The organism is Arthrobacter sp. RIT-PI-e (assembly GCF_001187915.1).
Classification (GTDB): Bacteria; Actinomycetota; Actinomycetes; order Actinomycetales; family Micrococcaceae; genus Arthrobacter_D.
The window spans coordinates 102298-118793 of the sequence record NZ_LGIU01000033.1; the positions used below are offsets into that span (position 1 = coordinate 102298).

The window sequence follows — 16496 nt, forward strand, 5'->3', positions numbered from 1 at the left end:
GGAGATACCAAACGCTACGGCGACTCTGTCCGGTCGGGACGTGTGGGTGCCGTGGCTGGAGAACCCTGACGCGATCGTACATTTCGCACTTCCCGGCGGTACCCCCTGCGAGCACAGAATTGTTGTCAGGTTCGGGGACCCCGATGGCACTGCCATCGAGTACTTCACCCCCGCTGAGGAGTCCATGGCACGGGGCTGCGACACTACCCTCGAGTCATGGCGCAGCACGCGATCTCTCTTTCCGGTCCTCTTGTCCGCCTCGACCCGTCGACCGAGGACGATGCGCCCTCACTCTGGGAACTGACGGACGAGGACCTGTGGGCCGGCATGCCGTCATCCTGGCCTGCCTCGGTCGACGAGTTCACCGCCCGTCTTCGGGTGGTGATCGCCGACCCTGGGCGGATGGCGTTCACGGTCCGCGACACCGCGACCGGCGAACCGGTGGGCTCGACCACGTTCTACGACTTCGTCCCGTCCCAGAGGCGCATCGAGATCGGCTCGACCTGGTACGGCCGACAGTTCTGGGGTGGACGGACGAACCCGGCGACGAAACTGCTGCTGCTCACCCATGCGTTCGAGGAACTGCACGTGAACCGGGTGGGATTGCGCTGCGATGTCCGTAATACCCGGAGCGCACGTGCGATCCAACGCCTCGGAGCACGCCCGGAAGGCATCCTCAGGTCCCACCGGATAGCGGCGGACGGAACCGTGAGTGACACCGCGTACTTCGGGATCACGACGACGGAATGGCCTGATGTCCGGGCGCAGCTCGAAGAACGCCTCCTCGGACATGAGGGTTCCAGATCACCCCGGTAGAGACCGACCGCCCTGTGACCGTCCTCGCTCCTCGAGGTCAAGAGACCTCCGATACCCAGCAGGGAAATCCGTGGCCCAAGGCTCAGTGGGCCCGTCCCGCCACCTCGGCAGAGATGAAGGGGTCGTCAGCCGACCCCGGACCGGGAGAAGCACCAGGGCACTCGACCTGAGACCTGAGACCTGAGACCTGAGACCAGAATCTCTCGAACGGTCGACGCGGTGAGTCGGTATCGCTGACGGCCTCGAGGCACTCCTGGATACTGCGGTAGGTTCCGATCATGGAGCAACAAACGGATGTGACTTTGTTCGACCTCGACGGCGTCCTCACCACCAAGGACACGATGGCCGCACTGATCACCCGTCGTCTGAAATACAAACCCTTCCGTCTCCTCGCCGTCCTGCCCCTCTACGCCGTCGCCCTGATCGCCGGATCCCACCGTGAACTGGCCGCACGAGCCAACAGACTCGCCGTCCGTGTGACCTTCGCCGGATTGGGTGAACCCGAGTACCGCGCTCTCGCCGTCACCGAAGGACGGCAGCTGGCCGGTCGACCCTCGTTCGTCAGGGCGGACCTGGTACAGCTCTGCCGCGATGCCCGGGAATCATCGCGCGTCATCGTCGTCACAGCATCGGAGCAGCACCTCGTCGAAGGACTCCTCGAAGCATGTGAGCTTTCCGAGGTCGAACTGGTCGCATCACGCATCTCCTTCGTGAAACGAGTTCCTCGTCTTCTGCTCCACAACGTCGGAACGCAGAAGATCCACAGCCTTCGAGCAGCGGGTATCCCGATCCAGGACGCAACCTTCTACACGGACTCCGCGAGCGACCTGCCTCTTGCACTCGTCGCAGCACGCACTGTCATCGTGCACCCCGGAAGAAGATCACGTCGTCGCTTCCTGGCAGCACTACCCCAGGCACAGATCATCGAGTAGCGCATCGAATGTCCCTGACGTGCGGCCGCTTCACCATCGCCGATACGCACCGAGCGATCACTCAGCGCCATCCAGGGTCATTGCCCATGGCCCTGCCGCGATCCTCCCCGCGACCTGCAGGTTCTGCAGACGGGTCCGAGGAACCGGATATTCATTCGCCGGCACAACCCCGGGATGAGCCGGCACCCATTCAGCCTGTGGACGCACTGCCACCCCGTCGGACCCATCCCGTCGAACCCACCCGGGCGGGTCGGCGCGGTGTCCACCGGAAGAGATCACCCGGCGTCGATCTGCTCGAGCCGTCCGCCCACCAGCCGCACGGTCCAGGACGCGACGGACCGGGCGAAGGCGGCGTCGTGCGTGGCCAGCACCACCGCACCACTGCCCGCCGCATGCTGCAGGAGCAGTCCGGCCAGCAGATCCCGCGTGGCCGCGTCCAGGCCGGCCGTCGGTTCGTCCAGCACCCACACGGGAGCCCCGACGGCCATGATCGAGGCCAGGGCCACCAACCGGCGCTGGACGAAGCCGAGTTCGTACGGATGGCTGCCGCCGAACTCACCGAGACCCACCCGCTCGAGTGCGTCCGACGCCCGCTGCAGCGCCTCCGCCTTCCCCGCCCCGGTGATTCGAGGGCCGTAGGACACCTCGCGCAGCACGGTCCGCTCGAAGAGCTGCTGGTCCGTGTCCTGGAAGAGGAAGCCGACGTGGCGCGCGAGCGCACCCGTGGCCTGACGCGTGATGAGTGTCCCGTCCACCGTGACGGAACCGGAGTCAGCCCGGAGCAGACCGTTCAGCAGCTGGAGCAGGGTGGACTTGCCCGAGCCGTTGGCCCCGGTGACCGCCACGATCTCACCTGCGACGACGCTCAGGTCCACGCCCCGGAGTCCGTCCCCCATCGTATCGGCGCCGTGGTCATCGGCGCTGGAGGCATCACCTCGGCGCGAAGCGGCGCGGCAATCGGGGTTTCGGCGTGAGAATGCGCGCTTCGACGAATCACGGCGTGAAGTGGAGCGGCCCGACGTGGGACGTTTCGAAGCGGAGCGGTACCGGCACCGGACATCCCGCACCGAGACCAGCTCCCGGGACCCGGCTGCGGTGACACCCGGCACCTGCACGGATCCTCGGGATCCGCCCGGCCCGGGACGGCCCCCGCCGACGGCCTCGGTTCCGGCCACCAAACGGGGGGACCCCCCCGCCGTGCCGATCCCGAAGCGCCCCAACCCGGCCGTGAGGGCCTCGGCCAGCGGACCCTCGTGGACCACCCTGCCGCCCTCCAACCCCAGTACCCGGGCGCCGTCGGGTGCGGATCGCGGCAGCATCGGCTCGCACACCACCACGCCCGTGCCTCCCGCCCGCAGTGCGTCGAGGGCTGCGGCCACGTCCGCCGCGGCGGTGTCGTCGAGACCCTGGAAGGGTTCGTCGAGCACGAGGAACCGCGAACGCTGCATCATCGCCGCCGCGATCACGGTGCGCTGCAGCTGACCGCCCGAGAGGCGCCGGGGATCCCGGTGCAGCAGGTCCCTGAGGCCTAGGGCGCCGGCGACCTCCCCCACCAGCCGGACCAGCTCGCCCGTGGGGACACCACGGTTGGAGGGCCCGAAGGCGATCTCCTCGGCCACGGTCGCGGACATCATGGAGAGCTGACCCACCGCGCCCTGCGCTACGTACGCCACGACGGCGCTCCACGCGGCGGGGTCGATCCGCGGGTCGTCGGGGTTCCCGGAGAAGAGGAGCATCTCATCCGCCAGGGTGAGGGTCCCGCGGAACACGGCACCGGCGTCGCCTCCGGTCCGTCCCGCGAGGAGCCGCGCCAGCGTGGTCTTCCCGGACCCGGACGCCCCGGCCACCACCACGTACTCCCCCGCGCGCACCTCGCACGTGAGATCCGCCAGTGCGGGCGCACCGCCGTCGTCGTAGGCGTAGGCATGGCACTCCAGACGCATCATGTGACCACCAGCCACACCACCGAGAACACCAGGACGACGCCGGTCATCACCCACCGCGTCGCACGCTGGCCGGTGGTGTCGGTGTCGGTGAGGTAGCTCGTGCGAGCCCCGGACGAGGAGAACCCGCGGGCCTCCAGCATGGAGGTGCGCTCGGAGGCATCGGTGAGCAATCCGATCACCAGGGGTGTGGTGACGGCCAGCAGGGCGCGGAGACGGGAGAGCGGGCTGCGCCCCACCACGAGTCCGCGGGACTGCTGGGCACGCGTGATCTGCCCGGCCCGGAGCGCCACATGGGGAATGAGTCCGAGGGCGGAGCCGATCACGAACACGAGCTTCCGGTCCCACCCACGATGCGTCATGGCCGCGAGGAGCTGCGGGATGTCCAGGGTCATGGCCGCGGTGAGCAGCACGCCGGTGAACACGGCCATGCGCAGCCCCATCATCGTCGCGAAGGTGAGCCCCTCCCACGTCACGCGGGCCGGGCCGAGGGTCGCCAGTACGGAGACGCCCTCGGGGAAGAACAGGCCGTGGAGCAGCAGTGAGGAGATCAGGAGCGGGCCGGCCACCACGGCGAGTGCCACACCGATCTGCCGCGGCTTCCCGGACAGCAGGACGGCGGGCAGCACCACCAGGGCCAGGACGCCGAGTGAGAACTCCCAGCGGTTCACCACGAGCACGAGGACCACGAGCAGCACCGCTGCGAGCAACTCGGTCAGGGGATCGAGGGTCCGGCGGCGCGGCATCGTCGTCGTCGACGCTCAGGCGTCGGGAGCGGCATCCCCGCGCGGCGGCGTCGCGGTGACGGGGCCCGACGGCGTCGGCCCAGGGGCCACGGCGGCCGACCTGGCGCCCAGCACGCGGTGGTTCCGTGCGAAGGGGAACTGGCGCACGGCACGCTGCGGCAGGGCGTAGACGATCAGCGCCACCAGGACGAACACCACGATCTTGTCCAGGGAGTCGGAGAGCAGCCCCTGCTTGGTGGCGGCCACGAGCAGCACGTCCCCCATGGACCGGAACGCGGCGATGATCGCGTTGGTGCCCACGGTACCCGCCGCCCCGAACATGAACACCGCCACCGGTGCGGCCACGATCCCGCCGATGGCACCGATCACCAGCCCGGCGACCGGCGCGAGGTACACCCTGCGGAAGGCGCCGTACTTCGCGGCGAGTCCCGCGAGGAGACCGATCAGCGCGGCGCCGGCGGCGAACGGCAGTGCGAAGGGGTTGAAGAGCCCCCAGACGGCGTTGCTCAGTGCCCCGGTGGCGGCCCCTGCCGCGGGACCGGCGAGGACGGCGACGAGCACGGTGCCGATCGCGTCGAGGTAGATCTGCATCCCGAGGGAGCCCGCGATCTGCCCGATCGCGATGTTCAGGGCGATCCCGAGCGGCATGACCACCAGCGAGCTGGTGCTCAGCGTGGGCAGGATCCCGGCGACCAGCAGCGCTCCGCCGCCCAGGAAGCCGAAGAGGGACACGAGCGACGCCGTGCTGCCCACGCCCCCGGCGATCTCGGCGGGCTGGAGGACCACGAGGAACAGGTACGTGGCGAGGATGAGGGTACCGCCGAGCGCCAGGAGCACACGCCGGGGACGCTGCGTGGCGGGCCCGGGGGCGAGGGTCAGGGGTGAACTCACGGTGCTCCTTGGGCGCGACGGCGGTGTACGCGCTTCATGTCACCTCGGCGCAGGCCGCGCAGCACTGCGGGCAGCACCAGTGTAGCGGCGGCCCTGCCTGCGGCAGCCGGTGCCCGCGGGGTCGGCGGCGCATGGTGTCACCCGTGCGTCCTCGCCAGAGCGGCGAGCCGCCGGACCATGAGCTCGAACACCGCGGCGGGATCGTTGCCGGTCACGATCCGGGCGTTCGGTGCACGCTTCCACATGCCGGCGACGTCGGCGACGGTCTGGCCGAACGTGAGGGCGGAGTCCGTCTCCACGTCCACGGTGGCGAGCCGTTCCTGCACCTGGGCCTCCCCGGTGGCCACCATCGCAGCGAACAGGTCGTGGAGGTGCGCGATGTACCCCTGGTCGTGGAGCCGGTGGAACTCCATGTAGAAGCGCAGGGCGTCGGACAGGCAGGCGATCACCGCGTTCCCGTTGGCACTCCGCGTGCCCTCGGGCTGGTCCGTCGCGAGGAGTTCCGGGCCCGCCCCGGCGGCGCGCGACACCGCGTCGACGTGGCTCGGCGTGCACTCGATGCGCTCGGTGGTCTCCAGCGCGCACACCACGGGCAGTTTCTCCACGGGGAGCCCCTCGTAGGCCGCGTAGACCTCCTTGGCCGCGTGCGGGTCCACGTGCGTGTTCCACTCGGCCACGGGCGTGGTGTTGCCCGGGTGGTGGAAGGCACCGCCCATGATCACGAGGCCCTTCAGCAGCAGCGGGAGCCGTGGCTCGGCGCGGATGGCCAGCGCCAGATTGGTGAGCGGACCGGTGACCAGGCCGGTGATCTGCCCCGGGTGGCTCCGCACGGCCTCCACCCAGACGTCGACGGCGTGCCGGCCGGACACGTGTCCCCGCGGCGTCGGCAGGACGGCGTAGCCGATCCCCTGGTCGCCGTGCGTCTCCTCCGTGGTGACCAGGGGCACCTCCAGCGGGACCTCGCTGCCCACCGCCACCTCCACCCCTGCGTAGGAGCAGAGGTCCAGGAGCGCCAGGTTGTTGATCGCCACCTGCTGCGCGCCGACGTTCCCCGCGGTGCAGGTGATGGCCTCGATGCCGACGCCGGGGGTGGCCAGCAGGTACATCAGGGCCACGGCGTCGTCGATCCCGGTGTCGACGTCGAGCAGGAGGCGGCTGCCGGCGGGGACCACCGCTCAGCCCGCCGCGCTGGTGCGGAGCAGCTGCAGCCGCAGCGTGCGCGCGGTCTCCATGTGGGTGCGGGCCAGTGCACGGGCGTCATCGCTGCGCCGCTCGGCGATGGCACTGATCAGCGCCTCGTGCTCCCCGAGCACCTCCTGCCAGCGGTTGCCCACGGACAGGGTGGAGCGCGGGGTGTGGATGAGGTGGGTGGAGAGCCGCTGCAGCAGATCCATCAGGATCGGGTTCCGGGCAGCGGCCCAGAGCGAGGTGTGGAACTCGAGGTTGTTGGTGACGCGCACGGTGTCCTCGGGGTCCACCACGGCGCGGTCCCGTTCCAGGAGCGCCTCCAGGCGCATGAGATCGGCGTCGCCCCGGTTGAGGGCGGCCTGGCCTGCGGCCTCCTCCTCCAGCATGACCCGCAGGTCGTAGATCTGGATGACCTGCTGCGGGTCGATCTGCGGCACCTGCAGACCTCGTGCGGCGCGCTCGAGCAACCGCTCGTGCTGCAGTCTGCTGAGCGCCTCGCGCACGGGGGTACGGGACACCCCGAAACGCTCCGAGATGACCACCTCCCGGAGGGCGGTGCCCGGCGGGTGGACGCCGGCGAGGATCTCACCGCGCAGCGCCCGGAAGATGGTGTCGCCGTCCACGCGCGTCGGATGATCGACGGACTCGGCCATGGCACCTCCTCCCGGGTGTCGGATGTCTGGCGCGGGGTCGGGACCCCGCGGGAGGTACGGGCCGGGAGCGCTCGCTCCCGGCCCGTACCCGCTGCTCGTCAGGCGGCGAGCTGACGCAGCACGTACTGCAGGATGCCGCCGTTGCGGTAGTAGTCCGCCTCGCCCGGGGTGTCGATGCGCAGGACGGCGTCGAACTCCACCGGTGCACCGCCGTCGGCCGGGGTCGCGGTCACGTGGAGCGTGCCCGGCGTGCGGCCCTCGTTGAGCTCGGTGACACCGCTGACGGAGAAGGTCTCCGTACCGGTGAGACCGAGGCTCTCGGCGTTCTGGCCCTGCGGGTACTGCAGGGGCAGCACGCCCATGCCGATCAGGTTGGAGCGGTGGATGCGCTCGTAGCTCTCCGCCACCACGGCCTTGACGCCGAGCAGCGCGGTGCCCTTGGCGGCCCAGTCACGCGAGGACCCGGAGCCGTACTCCTTGCCGGCGAGGACCACCAGCGGCGTACCGGCGGCGCGGTAGTTCTCCGCGGCGTCGTACACGGCCGCCTGCGGCGTATCCGCCTGCGAGAAGTCACGCGTGAACCCGCCCTCGACGCCGTCGAGGAGCTGGTTCTTGATGCGGATGTTCGCGAACGTGCCGCGGATCATGACCTCGTGGTTCCCACGGCGGGAGCCGTAGGAGTTGAAGTCCTTGCGCTGCACGCCCTTCTCGGTGAGGTAGCGCCCGGCCGGGGTGTCCGACTTGAACGATCCCGCGGGCGAGATGTGGTCGGTGGTGACCGAGTCGCCGAGCTTCAGCAGCACGCGTGCGCCGTCGATGTCCTCCACGGGGCTCGCCTCGCGCTGCATGCCCTCGAAGTACGGGGGCTTCCGCACATACGTGGACTCCGCGTCCCAGGCGAAGGTGTCGCCGTCGGGCGTGGGCAGGGACTGCCAGCGCTCGTCGCCCTCGAAGATGGTGCGGTAGCTCGAGGTGAACATGTCCTCGTCGATCGAGGCGTCGATGACCTGCTGGACCTCCACCGGGTTGGGCCAGATGTCGGCCAGGAAGATGTCCTTGCCCGCCTCGTCCTGGCCGAGCGGCTCGGAGTCGAAGTCGAAGTCCATGGTGCCGGCCAGTGCGTAGGCCACCACCAGGGGAGGCGAGGCCAGGTAGTTCATCTTCACGTCCGGGTTGATCCGGCCCTCGAAGTTGCGGTTGCCGGACAGGACGGCGGTGACGGCGAGGTCGTTGTCCTGGATGGCCTGCGAGATCTCGTCCTCGAGCGGACCCGAGTTGCCGATGCAGGTGGCGCAGCCGTAGCCCACCGTGTAGAAGCCGAGCTTCTCCAGGTACGGGATCAGTCCCGACTTCTCGTAGTAGTCGGTGACCACCTTGGAGCCCGGGGCCACGGAGGTCTTGACCCACGGCTTGGACACGAGGCCCTTCTCCACGGCGTTGCGCGCCAGCACGGCGGCGGCGAGCATCACGGAGGGGTTGGACGTGTTGGTGCACGAGGTGATGGACGCGATGCTGACCGCACCGTGGTCCAGCTCGAACTCGCGGCCGTCGCCCATGCTCACGCTGACCTTCCTGGACGGGCGCGTGCGTGCGGGGGCGGCGTCGTCGACGGTCTCGCGGGGCTCCTCGTTCTCGCCCGTCACGGACGCCGTGGTGCCCGGGGTGAAGCTCGGGGAGTCCGACGCCGGGAAGCTCTCCTGCGAGGACTCGTCCACGGTGGCGCCGGGCGCGAACCCGAGATCGGGGTCGTCGGAGTAGTTGCGCAGGTCCTCGCGGAACTGGCTCTTGGCCTTGCTGAGCTCCACGCGGTCCTGGGGCCGCTTCGGCCCGGCGATCGAGGACACCACGGTGGAGAGGTCCAGTTCGAGGTACTCGGAGAACCGGATCTCGCGCGAGGGGTCGTGCCAGAGGCCCTGCTCCTTCGCGTAGGTCTCCACGAGCGCCACGTTCTCGGCGGGGCGGCCCGTGAGGCGCAGGTAGTCGAGCGTGACGTCGTCGATGGGGAACATCGCGGCGGTGGAGCCGAACTCGGGGCTCATGTTGCCGATGGTCGCGCGGTTCGCGAGCGGCACGGAGGCCACGCCCTCGCCGTAGAACTCGACGAACTTGCCCACCACGCCGTGCTTGCGCAGCATCTGGGTGATGGTGAGCACCACGTCCGTGGCGGTGGCGCCGGCGGGGATGTCACCGGTGAGCTTGAAGCCCACCACGCGCGGGATCAGCATGGAGACGGGCTGGCCGAGCATGGCGGCCTCGGCCTCGATGCCACCCACACCCCAGCCGAGCACCCCGAGGCCGTTGACCATGGTGGTGTGCGAGTCGGTGCCCACGCACGTGTCGGGGTAGGCGCGCAGTGCGCCGTCGACCTCGCGGGTCATGACCGTGCGGGCCAGGTACTCGAGGTTCACCTGGTGCACGATCCCCATGCCCGGCGGGACAACCTTGAAGTCGTCGAAGGCCGTCTGGCCCCAGCGGAGGAACTGGTACCGCTCGCCGTTGCGCTGGTACTCGATCTCCATGTTGCGCTCGAGGGCGCCGGCGTTGCCGAAGGCGTCGATCTGCACGGAGTGGTCGATGACCATCTCGGCAGGCGCCAGGGGGTTCACGCGCTTGGGGTCGCCACCGAGGTCAGCGACGGCCTCACGCATCGTTGCGAGGTCGACCACGCAGGGGACACCGGTGAAGTCCTGCATGATCACGCGTGCGGGGGTGAACTGGATCTCGGTGTCGGGTTCCGCGGCGGCATCCCACTGGGCGAGGGCCCGGACGTGGTCGGCGGTGATGTTCGCGCCGTCCTCGGTGCGGAGCAGGTTCTCCAGCAGGACCTTGAGGCTGAACGGCAGGTTCTCGGCACCCTCGACCGCACTGAGCCTGAAAATTTCGTACTCGGCACCGGCGACATCGAGTACGCCCTTCGCGCCGAATGAGTCCGCAGTCGTCATGACGTCGGCTCCCTTCAGAGAGGTTGTGGAATGGTCCCATCCTATTCCACCCTCCACATCACTGTATACAGTGGTACACCGAGCCGACGTCGTGTCGGTGCATCAGGCGTCCTGGACCACGTCCCCGGCACGCTCCGATGCGCCCCGCAGCCCGAACAGCTGCTCATCCTGCTTCGGGGCCTCCACGCGACTGTGGTCCACGATCGGGCCGGTGCCGGCGATCTCGCGGATGAGCTCGATCCCGGCGATCGCCTCCGCCTTCGAGGCGAAGAAGGTGGAGACCGCGACGAGCGTGCCGTCGGGGGCGGTCAGCTTCACACGGAATCCGTCGTCGTGCGCATCGACCAGCTTGAAGTATCCAGCCATCGTCCTACCTCCTTGTAAGGGGCGTCGTCATCGGGCCCATACCCTAAGCATACTTAGTTCACCGTTCGGGACACGCCGTCCGCACCCGCACTTATGGGGCTGGACAGCGCGGGCGGCATGCGGCAGGCTCGCCCTGGACCCCAGCAGACCCACCGGACGGAGAGCATCATGATGGACTCGAGCAGCGCGGGAAACCCGGGCGGCGCGGCACTGCCTGCGGACCATCCGCTCGGCCCCGCCTCCCCCGTCCCACCCGAGGAGAAGGAACCGGAGTTCGTGGGCCGAGCACCCGTGGGTGCGGACGGCACCACCTCGGACGGCTCGTCCCACCCCGACGACGCCACGGGATCCACCGCCGGCGGACCGTCCTCCGGATCGGCCGACGACGGCGCACCCGCCCCCGACCGCCGCGAGGACGTCCTCGATCCCTCCGCGGGCTCCGCGGGGCACCGCGCCGCCACCATCCGGGACGAACAGCACACGCACGACGCCGGTACGGTACCGGCGGCGTTCAACGGCACGAGCACCCCGGAGGACCCGGAGCGGAACCGCAGACCCGAGGACGCCGCAGCCGAGCCCGACAGCTGGGACAGCGGCGGCGCGACGCACTGACAGCGACGCACTTACAGCCCTGGTCGGCGCTGGTCAGCGCGGTTCAGCGCCGCTCAACGCCCCAGGCTCGCCGCGCGGGTCACGAGGGAGGGCGGCAGCACGCGGGCGGCGGCCACGAGCGCACGGTAGCGCAGCCCCGGGACCGAGACGGCCCTGCCCGCCGCGGTGTCCCGCAGCGCCTCGCGCACCACGAACCCGGCATCGAGCCAGAGCAGGCGTGGGATCCCGCCCTTGTCCACCCCCATGCGCTGGTGGAAGTCGGTGTGGACGAACCCGGGGCACAGCGCGGTGACCCGCACGCCGTCGCGCCCGTAGGCCACGTTGGCCCAGCGGCTGAAGCTGATCATCGCCGCCTTGGCCGCACCGTACGAGCCCCGCGGCACGAAGCCCGCCACGCTGGCCACGTTGATGACGGTCCCCTCCCCGTTCCGCCGCATGACCTGGAGTGCGCCGTGCGCGAGGGCCAGGGGCACCTCCACGTGGATGCGCAGGTGGTCGATCTCGTCCTCGAGCGACGTGTCCGCGAACGAGGTGGGGAGCCCGTACCCGGCGTTGTTCACCAGGACGTCCACGGCCGGCACACCCGAACCGTCCCCGCCCGCCCGGATCCGCTCCAGCACGCGGTTCCGTGCGGCGTCGTCGAGCAGGTCCGCGGTGAGGACCTCCACCTCCACCCCTGCAGTCCGCCGGAGGTCCGCGGCGGTGCGCCCGAGGGACTCCTCCGAGCGCGCCACGAGCACCAGATCGCACCCGCGTGCAGCGAACTGCCGGGCGAACTCCGCCCCGATCCCCGAGGTGGCGCCGGTGATGAGCACGGTGGTCGTCATGCCCCCCACCCTTACCCGCGGGAGGACCGCGCGCAAGCCCGGACCGTGCAACGTCGCCGCGACCTCGGACGGGGTAGGTTCGCGGTAACGGAGGGGGGCGGATCGCGGGGAACCGCGCGCCCCCTTCCGTCAACGGCGCGTCCGCCACACGGACGCGCTCCGAGCAGGGCGAGAGAGGACGTTCCATGAGCGAGAACAGAGCTGTTGCGTACAAGGGACCGGGGAAGGTCGAGGTCATCGACATCGACTACCCCACCTTCGAACTGAAGGACGGACCGGGGGTGAATCCCGCCAACGTGGGCCGCTCGGTGCACCACGGGGTGATCCTGAAGACCGTCACCACGAACATCTGCGGCTCGGACCAACACATGGTCCGCGGCCGCACCACGGCTCCGGCCGACCTGGTGCTCGGGCACGAGATCACCGGCGAGGTGGTGGAGGTGGGCCGCGACGTCGAGTTCATCAAGGTGGGTGACATCTGCTCGGTCCCCTTCAACATCGCATGCGGCAGGTGCCGCAACTGCAAGGAGCGCAAGACCGGCATCTGCCTCAACGTCAACCCCGACCGCCCGGGCAGCGCCTACGGCTACGTGGATATGGGCGGCTGGGTGGGCGGCCAGGCCGAGTACGTCCTGGTACCCTACGCGGACTGGAACCTGCTGAAGTTCCCCGACCGCGACCAGGCCCTGGAGAAAATCCTGGACCTGACCATGCTCTCCGACATCTTCCCCACCGGGTTCCACGGGGCGGTCACCGCGGGTGTGGGCGTCGGTTCCACCGTGTACGTCGCGGGAGCCGGCCCGGTGGGCCTCGCCGCGGCCGTCTCGGCACAGCTGCTGGGTGCCGCCGTGGTGATCGTCGGGGATCTCAACGAGGACCGCCTTGCACGGGCGCGCAGCTTCGGCTGCGAGACCGTCGACGTCTCCAAGGGCCACCCCCGTGACCAGATCGAGCAGCTGCTCGGCGTGCCCGAGGTGGACTGCGGTGTGGATGCGGTGGGCTTCGAGGCGCGTGGCCACGGCGCGGGATCTGCGACGGAGGCTCCCGCCACCGTGCTGAACTCCCTCATGGACATCACGGCCGCCGGCGGTGCACTCGGTATCCCGGGACTGTACGTGACGGGGGATCCGGGAGCCGTGGACGACGCCGCGAAGGCGGGCTCTCTGTCGCTGAGCCTCGGTACCGGGTGGGCCAAGTCCCTCTCCTTCACCACCGGCCAGTGCCCCGTCATGAAGTACAACCGGGGCCTGATGATGGCGATCCTGCACGATCGCGTGCAGATCGCGAAGGCCGTCAACGCCAAGCCGATCTCCCTCGAGGACGCACCACGTGGTTACGAGGAGTTCGACGCCGGTGCGGCCACCAAGTACGTGCTCGACCCGCACGGCTACGTGTCGGCCTGATCACAGGACGCATCGCGCCATGAGAGCTTCCGGCGGACCCTCCTCCCTCGGGAACCGGGTCCGCCGGAGGCTTCTCGGCCCCCGATGCACCGGGCGGAGGGCAGTGTGGCACAGTGTACGGACTGACGCCAGAGTAGTTCCCCCCCCTTTCTCGCTGAAGTCAAGCACCGGACAGTACCGGTTTGGCAACGACTCCGAAATGCCCTACTGTGGAGGCAGTTCCCCGTCCCGGGGAGACCAACAAGCTGCCGACTTCTCGAGCAGTGACTATGCCCGGCGCCGCCTTCACCGCTCGTTGCTCCTCAGGCGGATGCCGAACCATGACCTCCACATCGTCAAGGTGAGCAACGGCGCGAAGAAGTCCGGGGACGGGCCTAGTGCGGGTGGCCTTTCGGAGCATCGTAACCCCCATGAACACATCGAAGATCAGCACCACCGCCCGTCGCGGACTCGCAGCAGTAGCCATCACCGGACTCGGCCTCGGCGCCGCTGCAGGGGCGGCCAACGCGGCCCCCGCCAGCGACTGGGACGCCCTCGCGCAGTGCGAGAGCGGCGGCAACTGGGGCATCAACACCGGCAACGGTTTCTCCGGCGGACTCCAGTTCACCCCCTCCACCTGGGCCGGTTTCGGCGGCCAGGGCAACCCCCAGGACGCCACGCGTGAGCAGCAGATCGCGGTCGCGGAGAACGTCCTCGCAGGTCAGGGCTGGGGCGCATGGCCCTCCTGCTCCGCGCAGCTCGGCCTGAACAGCGCCGCCAACCCCGGCCAGGTCCCCGTCCAAGCACCCGCGCCCGCACCGGCGCCGGTCCAGTACGTGGCACCTGCCCCGGTCCAGTACACGGCTCCCGCCCCCGTGCAGGCCGTGGCGCCCACCGTCCAGCTCGAGTACGTGGCTCCCGCCCCCGTGCAGGCCGAGTACGTGGCACCGGCTCCCGTCGCCGCGGAGCCCGTGTACTACGCACCCGCCCCCGTGGCACTGAGCGGCCAGACCTACACCATCCAGGCCGGTGACACCCTCAGCGGCATCGCCGACAAGCTCGGCGTCGTCGGCGGATGGCAGGCACTGTTCGCCGCCAACACCGACACCGTGAGCAACGCCGACCTGATCTACGTGGGTCACGTCCTGCAGCTCCCTGCCTGAGCAGGAACCCTCGGCCTGAACCAGGCCTGACACCCGGGAATCAGGTGCACCGCCGTTCGCGGCGCACCTGATCCCGGGAACCAGAGCAGTGACGACAGCAGCGCCCGTCTCCGTAGGAGACGGGCGCTGCTGTCGTCACTGCTCTGGCAGTATCACCATTCGGGCAGTATCACCGTCCGGTGAGGCACTGCCGTTCAGTACGTCGGCGGGTGGTCAGCCGCAGGAGGTGGCATCCACCTCGATCTTGAGATCGTGCGCCACGGAATACTCCCGCTCGGAGGACGAGAAGTTCACGAGGATGTTCTCCGCGGTGCCGTTCGTGACACCGTCCGCGAGCTCCACGGTGACGATGATGTTGACGTGGGCATCGGGTTCGAACCGGTAGCCGTCGGCGGGCACGGGGGGTCCGATCGGCTCCTGCGTGGCCGTGGGGGTCGGGGTGGGGGAATGCCCTCCGTGGGCGTCGACGTCGGCACCTCCGTGGTGGTGCCCCTCGCGGTTCGCCGTCTGCACCATGGAGGACACGATGTCCAGGCCCTGCGGGTCACCCAGCGCCATCTCACCGAAGGTGAAGGTCTCCAGAGTGGGGTTGTGGAGCATCACCGTGTACCGCAGACGGCTGTCCCGGGGCTGGACCCCGCACAGCTCCGCGCCGTCGATCCCCACATTGAGGGGATCATCCCCGAGATTCGCACCCACGGGATCTGTCTGCTGCGCCTCCACCGGAGCACCGGTGGCCGGCACCTGCTCCACCACCCCGGCGCCGTCGACGCCGTCGACGCCGTTGACCCCGAGCGGATTCTCCTCCACTGCACCGCACCCCCCGACGACCAGCGGTACGGCGAGTGCTGCGGCCAGCAGGGCACCCCGGCGGCGGTGCGCCAGTCCCGTCAGAAGTTTCACGAGGATCCGATCCGTTGGAGCCGATCGTCGCGGGGCGGCCCCTCGACGCTGGTGGGGGGCCGTGGGATCGGCCCGCGACACCGCCGGCAGGGATTCGGCGCGGAGCATGCCGCGGTTTGGTCCGGCCGGCATCGGTCCCGTGGGGCGCGCGGGAATCGAGCGCCTCCGAGCACCGCCCTCAGGCGAGTGGCTTGCCCCCGGTCACGCCGAGGATCTCGCCGGACACGTAGCGGGCATCGTTGGACGCGAGATACACGAAGGCACCCGCCACCTCGGCGGGCTGACCCATCCTGCCCAGCGGGGTGTCCTCGCCGAACGTCTCCAGCTTCTTGCTGGTGGTGGTGGCCGGTTGCAGCGGCGTCCAGATGGGTCCCGGAGCCACGGCGTTGACGCGGATCCCGCGCTCGCCCAGTAGTTCGGCCAGGCTGACCGTCCGGTTGTTCAGGGCGGCCTTGGTGGCCGCGTAGTCCATGAGACCGGTGGAGGGATGGTACCCCTGGATGGACGTGGTGTTGATGATGGATGCACCCTCGCCGAGGTGCGGGAGAGCTGCCTGGGTCAGCCAGATCGTCCCGTACACGTTGGTCTCGAAGGTGCGGCGCAGCTGATCGGCGTCGATCGCCGGCAGTCCGTCCGGCTGGGCGATGTGGAAGCCCGCGTTGTTCACCAGGATGTCCAGTCCACCCAGCCCGTCGACCACCTGCCGGACGGCCGACGGCGAGTACGCCTCGTCGCGGAGGTCACCGGGAACCGCCAGTGCGGTGCGCCCCTCCGCCCTGATCAGTTCGAGGCAGCTCGCGCCGTCCTCCTCCTCCGCGGGGAGGTACCCGATGGCCACGTCGGCGCCCTCGCGGGCGAAGGCGAGCGCCACGGCCCTCCCGATCCCGGAGTCCCCACCGGTGATGAAGGCCCGCCTGCCGGCGAGTCTGCCGTGCCCGGTGTAGCTGTCCTCCCCGTGATCGGGTCGCGGGTCCATCCGCTCGGTGTACCCGGGGAACTCCTGCAGCTCGGTCGAGGCGTCGACGGCGGGGCCGCGCGGGTCCTCCTGGTCCAGGGTGCCTGACGGGTCGTTCTCCATGGTGCTCCTGACGATCGTTGGCGGGCGGGACACTAAGCCTACTGTCATTGTGTT

15 protein-coding genes are annotated in these 16496 nt (G+C 69.8%); 5 read left to right on the forward strand and 10 right to left on the reverse strand.

Features of this window, described 5'->3' with window-relative positions; translation table 11 throughout:
• The first annotated feature begins 216 nt into the window (after nucleotides 1-216).
• Together AC792_RS01880 and AC792_RS01885 are read left to right on the forward strand one after the other, a co-directional pair.
• Complete coding sequence (locus AC792_RS01880) at nucleotides 217-816, forward strand: GNAT family N-acetyltransferase (RefSeq protein ID WP_049828885.1); 600 nt, start codon at nucleotides 217-219, stop codon at nucleotides 814-816.
• A 278-nt stretch (nucleotides 817-1094) separates the two neighbouring features.
• Nucleotides 1095-1748: an HAD family hydrolase gene (locus AC792_RS01885; RefSeq protein WP_082177268.1), complete on the forward strand. Its 654-nt coding sequence runs from the start codon at nucleotides 1095-1097 to the stop codon at nucleotides 1746-1748.
• A gap of 275 nt (nucleotides 1749-2023) precedes the next feature.
• Here AC792_RS01885 and AC792_RS01890 read toward each other — a convergent pair whose 3' ends face one another.
• From AC792_RS01890 to AC792_RS01920, 7 genes are all read right to left on the reverse strand, one after another.
• Complete coding sequence (locus AC792_RS01890) at nucleotides 2024-3694, reverse strand: ATP-binding cassette domain-containing protein (protein WP_082177270.1); 1671 nt, start codon at nucleotides 3692-3694, stop codon at nucleotides 2024-2026.
• Nucleotides 3691-4437, reverse strand: coding sequence for an energy-coupling factor transporter transmembrane component T (locus tag AC792_RS01895; protein WP_049828888.1), 747 nt, complete (start codon nucleotides 4435-4437; stop codon nucleotides 3691-3693). The genes AC792_RS01890 and AC792_RS01895 overlap by 4 nt, the downstream gene beginning before the upstream one ends.
• A gap of 15 nt (nucleotides 4438-4452) precedes the next feature.
• Entirely contained in the window at nucleotides 4453-5328 is an 876-nt protein-coding gene (locus AC792_RS01900) for a hypothetical protein (RefSeq protein ID WP_049828889.1), read from the reverse strand.
• A gap of 137 nt (nucleotides 5329-5465) precedes the next feature.
• A complete protein-coding gene (locus tag AC792_RS01905; RefSeq protein ID WP_082177272.1) occupies nucleotides 5466-6500 on the reverse strand; it encodes a nucleoside hydrolase in 1035 nt (344 codons plus the stop codon).
• A 3-nt stretch (nucleotides 6501-6503) separates the two neighbouring features.
• A complete protein-coding gene (locus AC792_RS01910; RefSeq protein WP_049828890.1) occupies nucleotides 6504-7169 on the reverse strand; it encodes a GntR family transcriptional regulator in 666 nt (221 codons plus the stop codon).
• Nucleotides 7170-7267: 98 nt separating this feature from the next.
• The gene (locus tag AC792_RS01915; protein WP_049828891.1) at nucleotides 7268-10111 is read right to left on the reverse strand and encodes an aconitate hydratase; all 2844 of its coding nucleotides are present in this window, start codon (nucleotides 10109-10111) and stop codon (nucleotides 7268-7270) included.
• 102 nt (nucleotides 10112-10213) lie between these two features.
• A complete protein-coding gene (locus AC792_RS01920) occupies nucleotides 10214-10477 on the reverse strand; it encodes a YegP family protein (RefSeq protein ID WP_049828892.1) in 264 nt (87 codons plus the stop codon).
• A 168-nt stretch (nucleotides 10478-10645) separates the two neighbouring features.
• Between AC792_RS01920 and AC792_RS01925 the strand changes: the two genes are divergently transcribed.
• Nucleotides 10646-11089 (forward strand): hypothetical protein, encoded by a 444-nt coding sequence (locus AC792_RS01925; RefSeq protein WP_049828893.1) that lies wholly within the window; start codon nucleotides 10646-10648, stop codon nucleotides 11087-11089.
• Nucleotides 11090-11142: 53 nt separating this feature from the next.
• Here the strand turns inward: AC792_RS01925 and AC792_RS01930 are convergent, their stop codons facing one another.
• A complete protein-coding gene (locus AC792_RS01930) occupies nucleotides 11143-11916 on the reverse strand; it encodes an SDR family NAD(P)-dependent oxidoreductase (protein WP_049828894.1) in 774 nt (257 codons plus the stop codon).
• A gap of 185 nt (nucleotides 11917-12101) precedes the next feature.
• On the opposite strand from AC792_RS01930, the gene fdhA reads away from it, so the two are divergent.
• Together fdhA and AC792_RS01940 are read left to right on the forward strand one after the other, a co-directional pair.
• Complete coding sequence (fdhA, locus tag AC792_RS01935) at nucleotides 12102-13319, forward strand: formaldehyde dehydrogenase, glutathione-independent (protein WP_049828895.1); 1218 nt, start codon at nucleotides 12102-12104, stop codon at nucleotides 13317-13319.
• Nucleotides 13320-13729: 410 nt separating this feature from the next.
• Nucleotides 13730-14461: a transglycosylase family protein gene (locus tag AC792_RS01940; protein ID WP_049828896.1), complete on the forward strand. Its 732-nt coding sequence runs from the start codon at nucleotides 13730-13732 to the stop codon at nucleotides 14459-14461.
• A gap of 213 nt (nucleotides 14462-14674) precedes the next feature.
• Here AC792_RS01940 and AC792_RS01945 read toward each other — a convergent pair whose 3' ends face one another.
• Nucleotides 14675-15364: a hypothetical protein gene (locus tag AC792_RS01945; protein WP_049828897.1), complete on the reverse strand. Its 690-nt coding sequence runs from the start codon at nucleotides 15362-15364 to the stop codon at nucleotides 14675-14677.
• Between the two features lie 178 nt (nucleotides 15365-15542).
• A complete protein-coding gene (locus tag AC792_RS01950; protein WP_049828898.1) occupies nucleotides 15543-16442 on the reverse strand; it encodes an SDR family oxidoreductase in 900 nt (299 codons plus the stop codon).
• Nucleotides 16443-16496 lie beyond the last annotated feature (54 nt).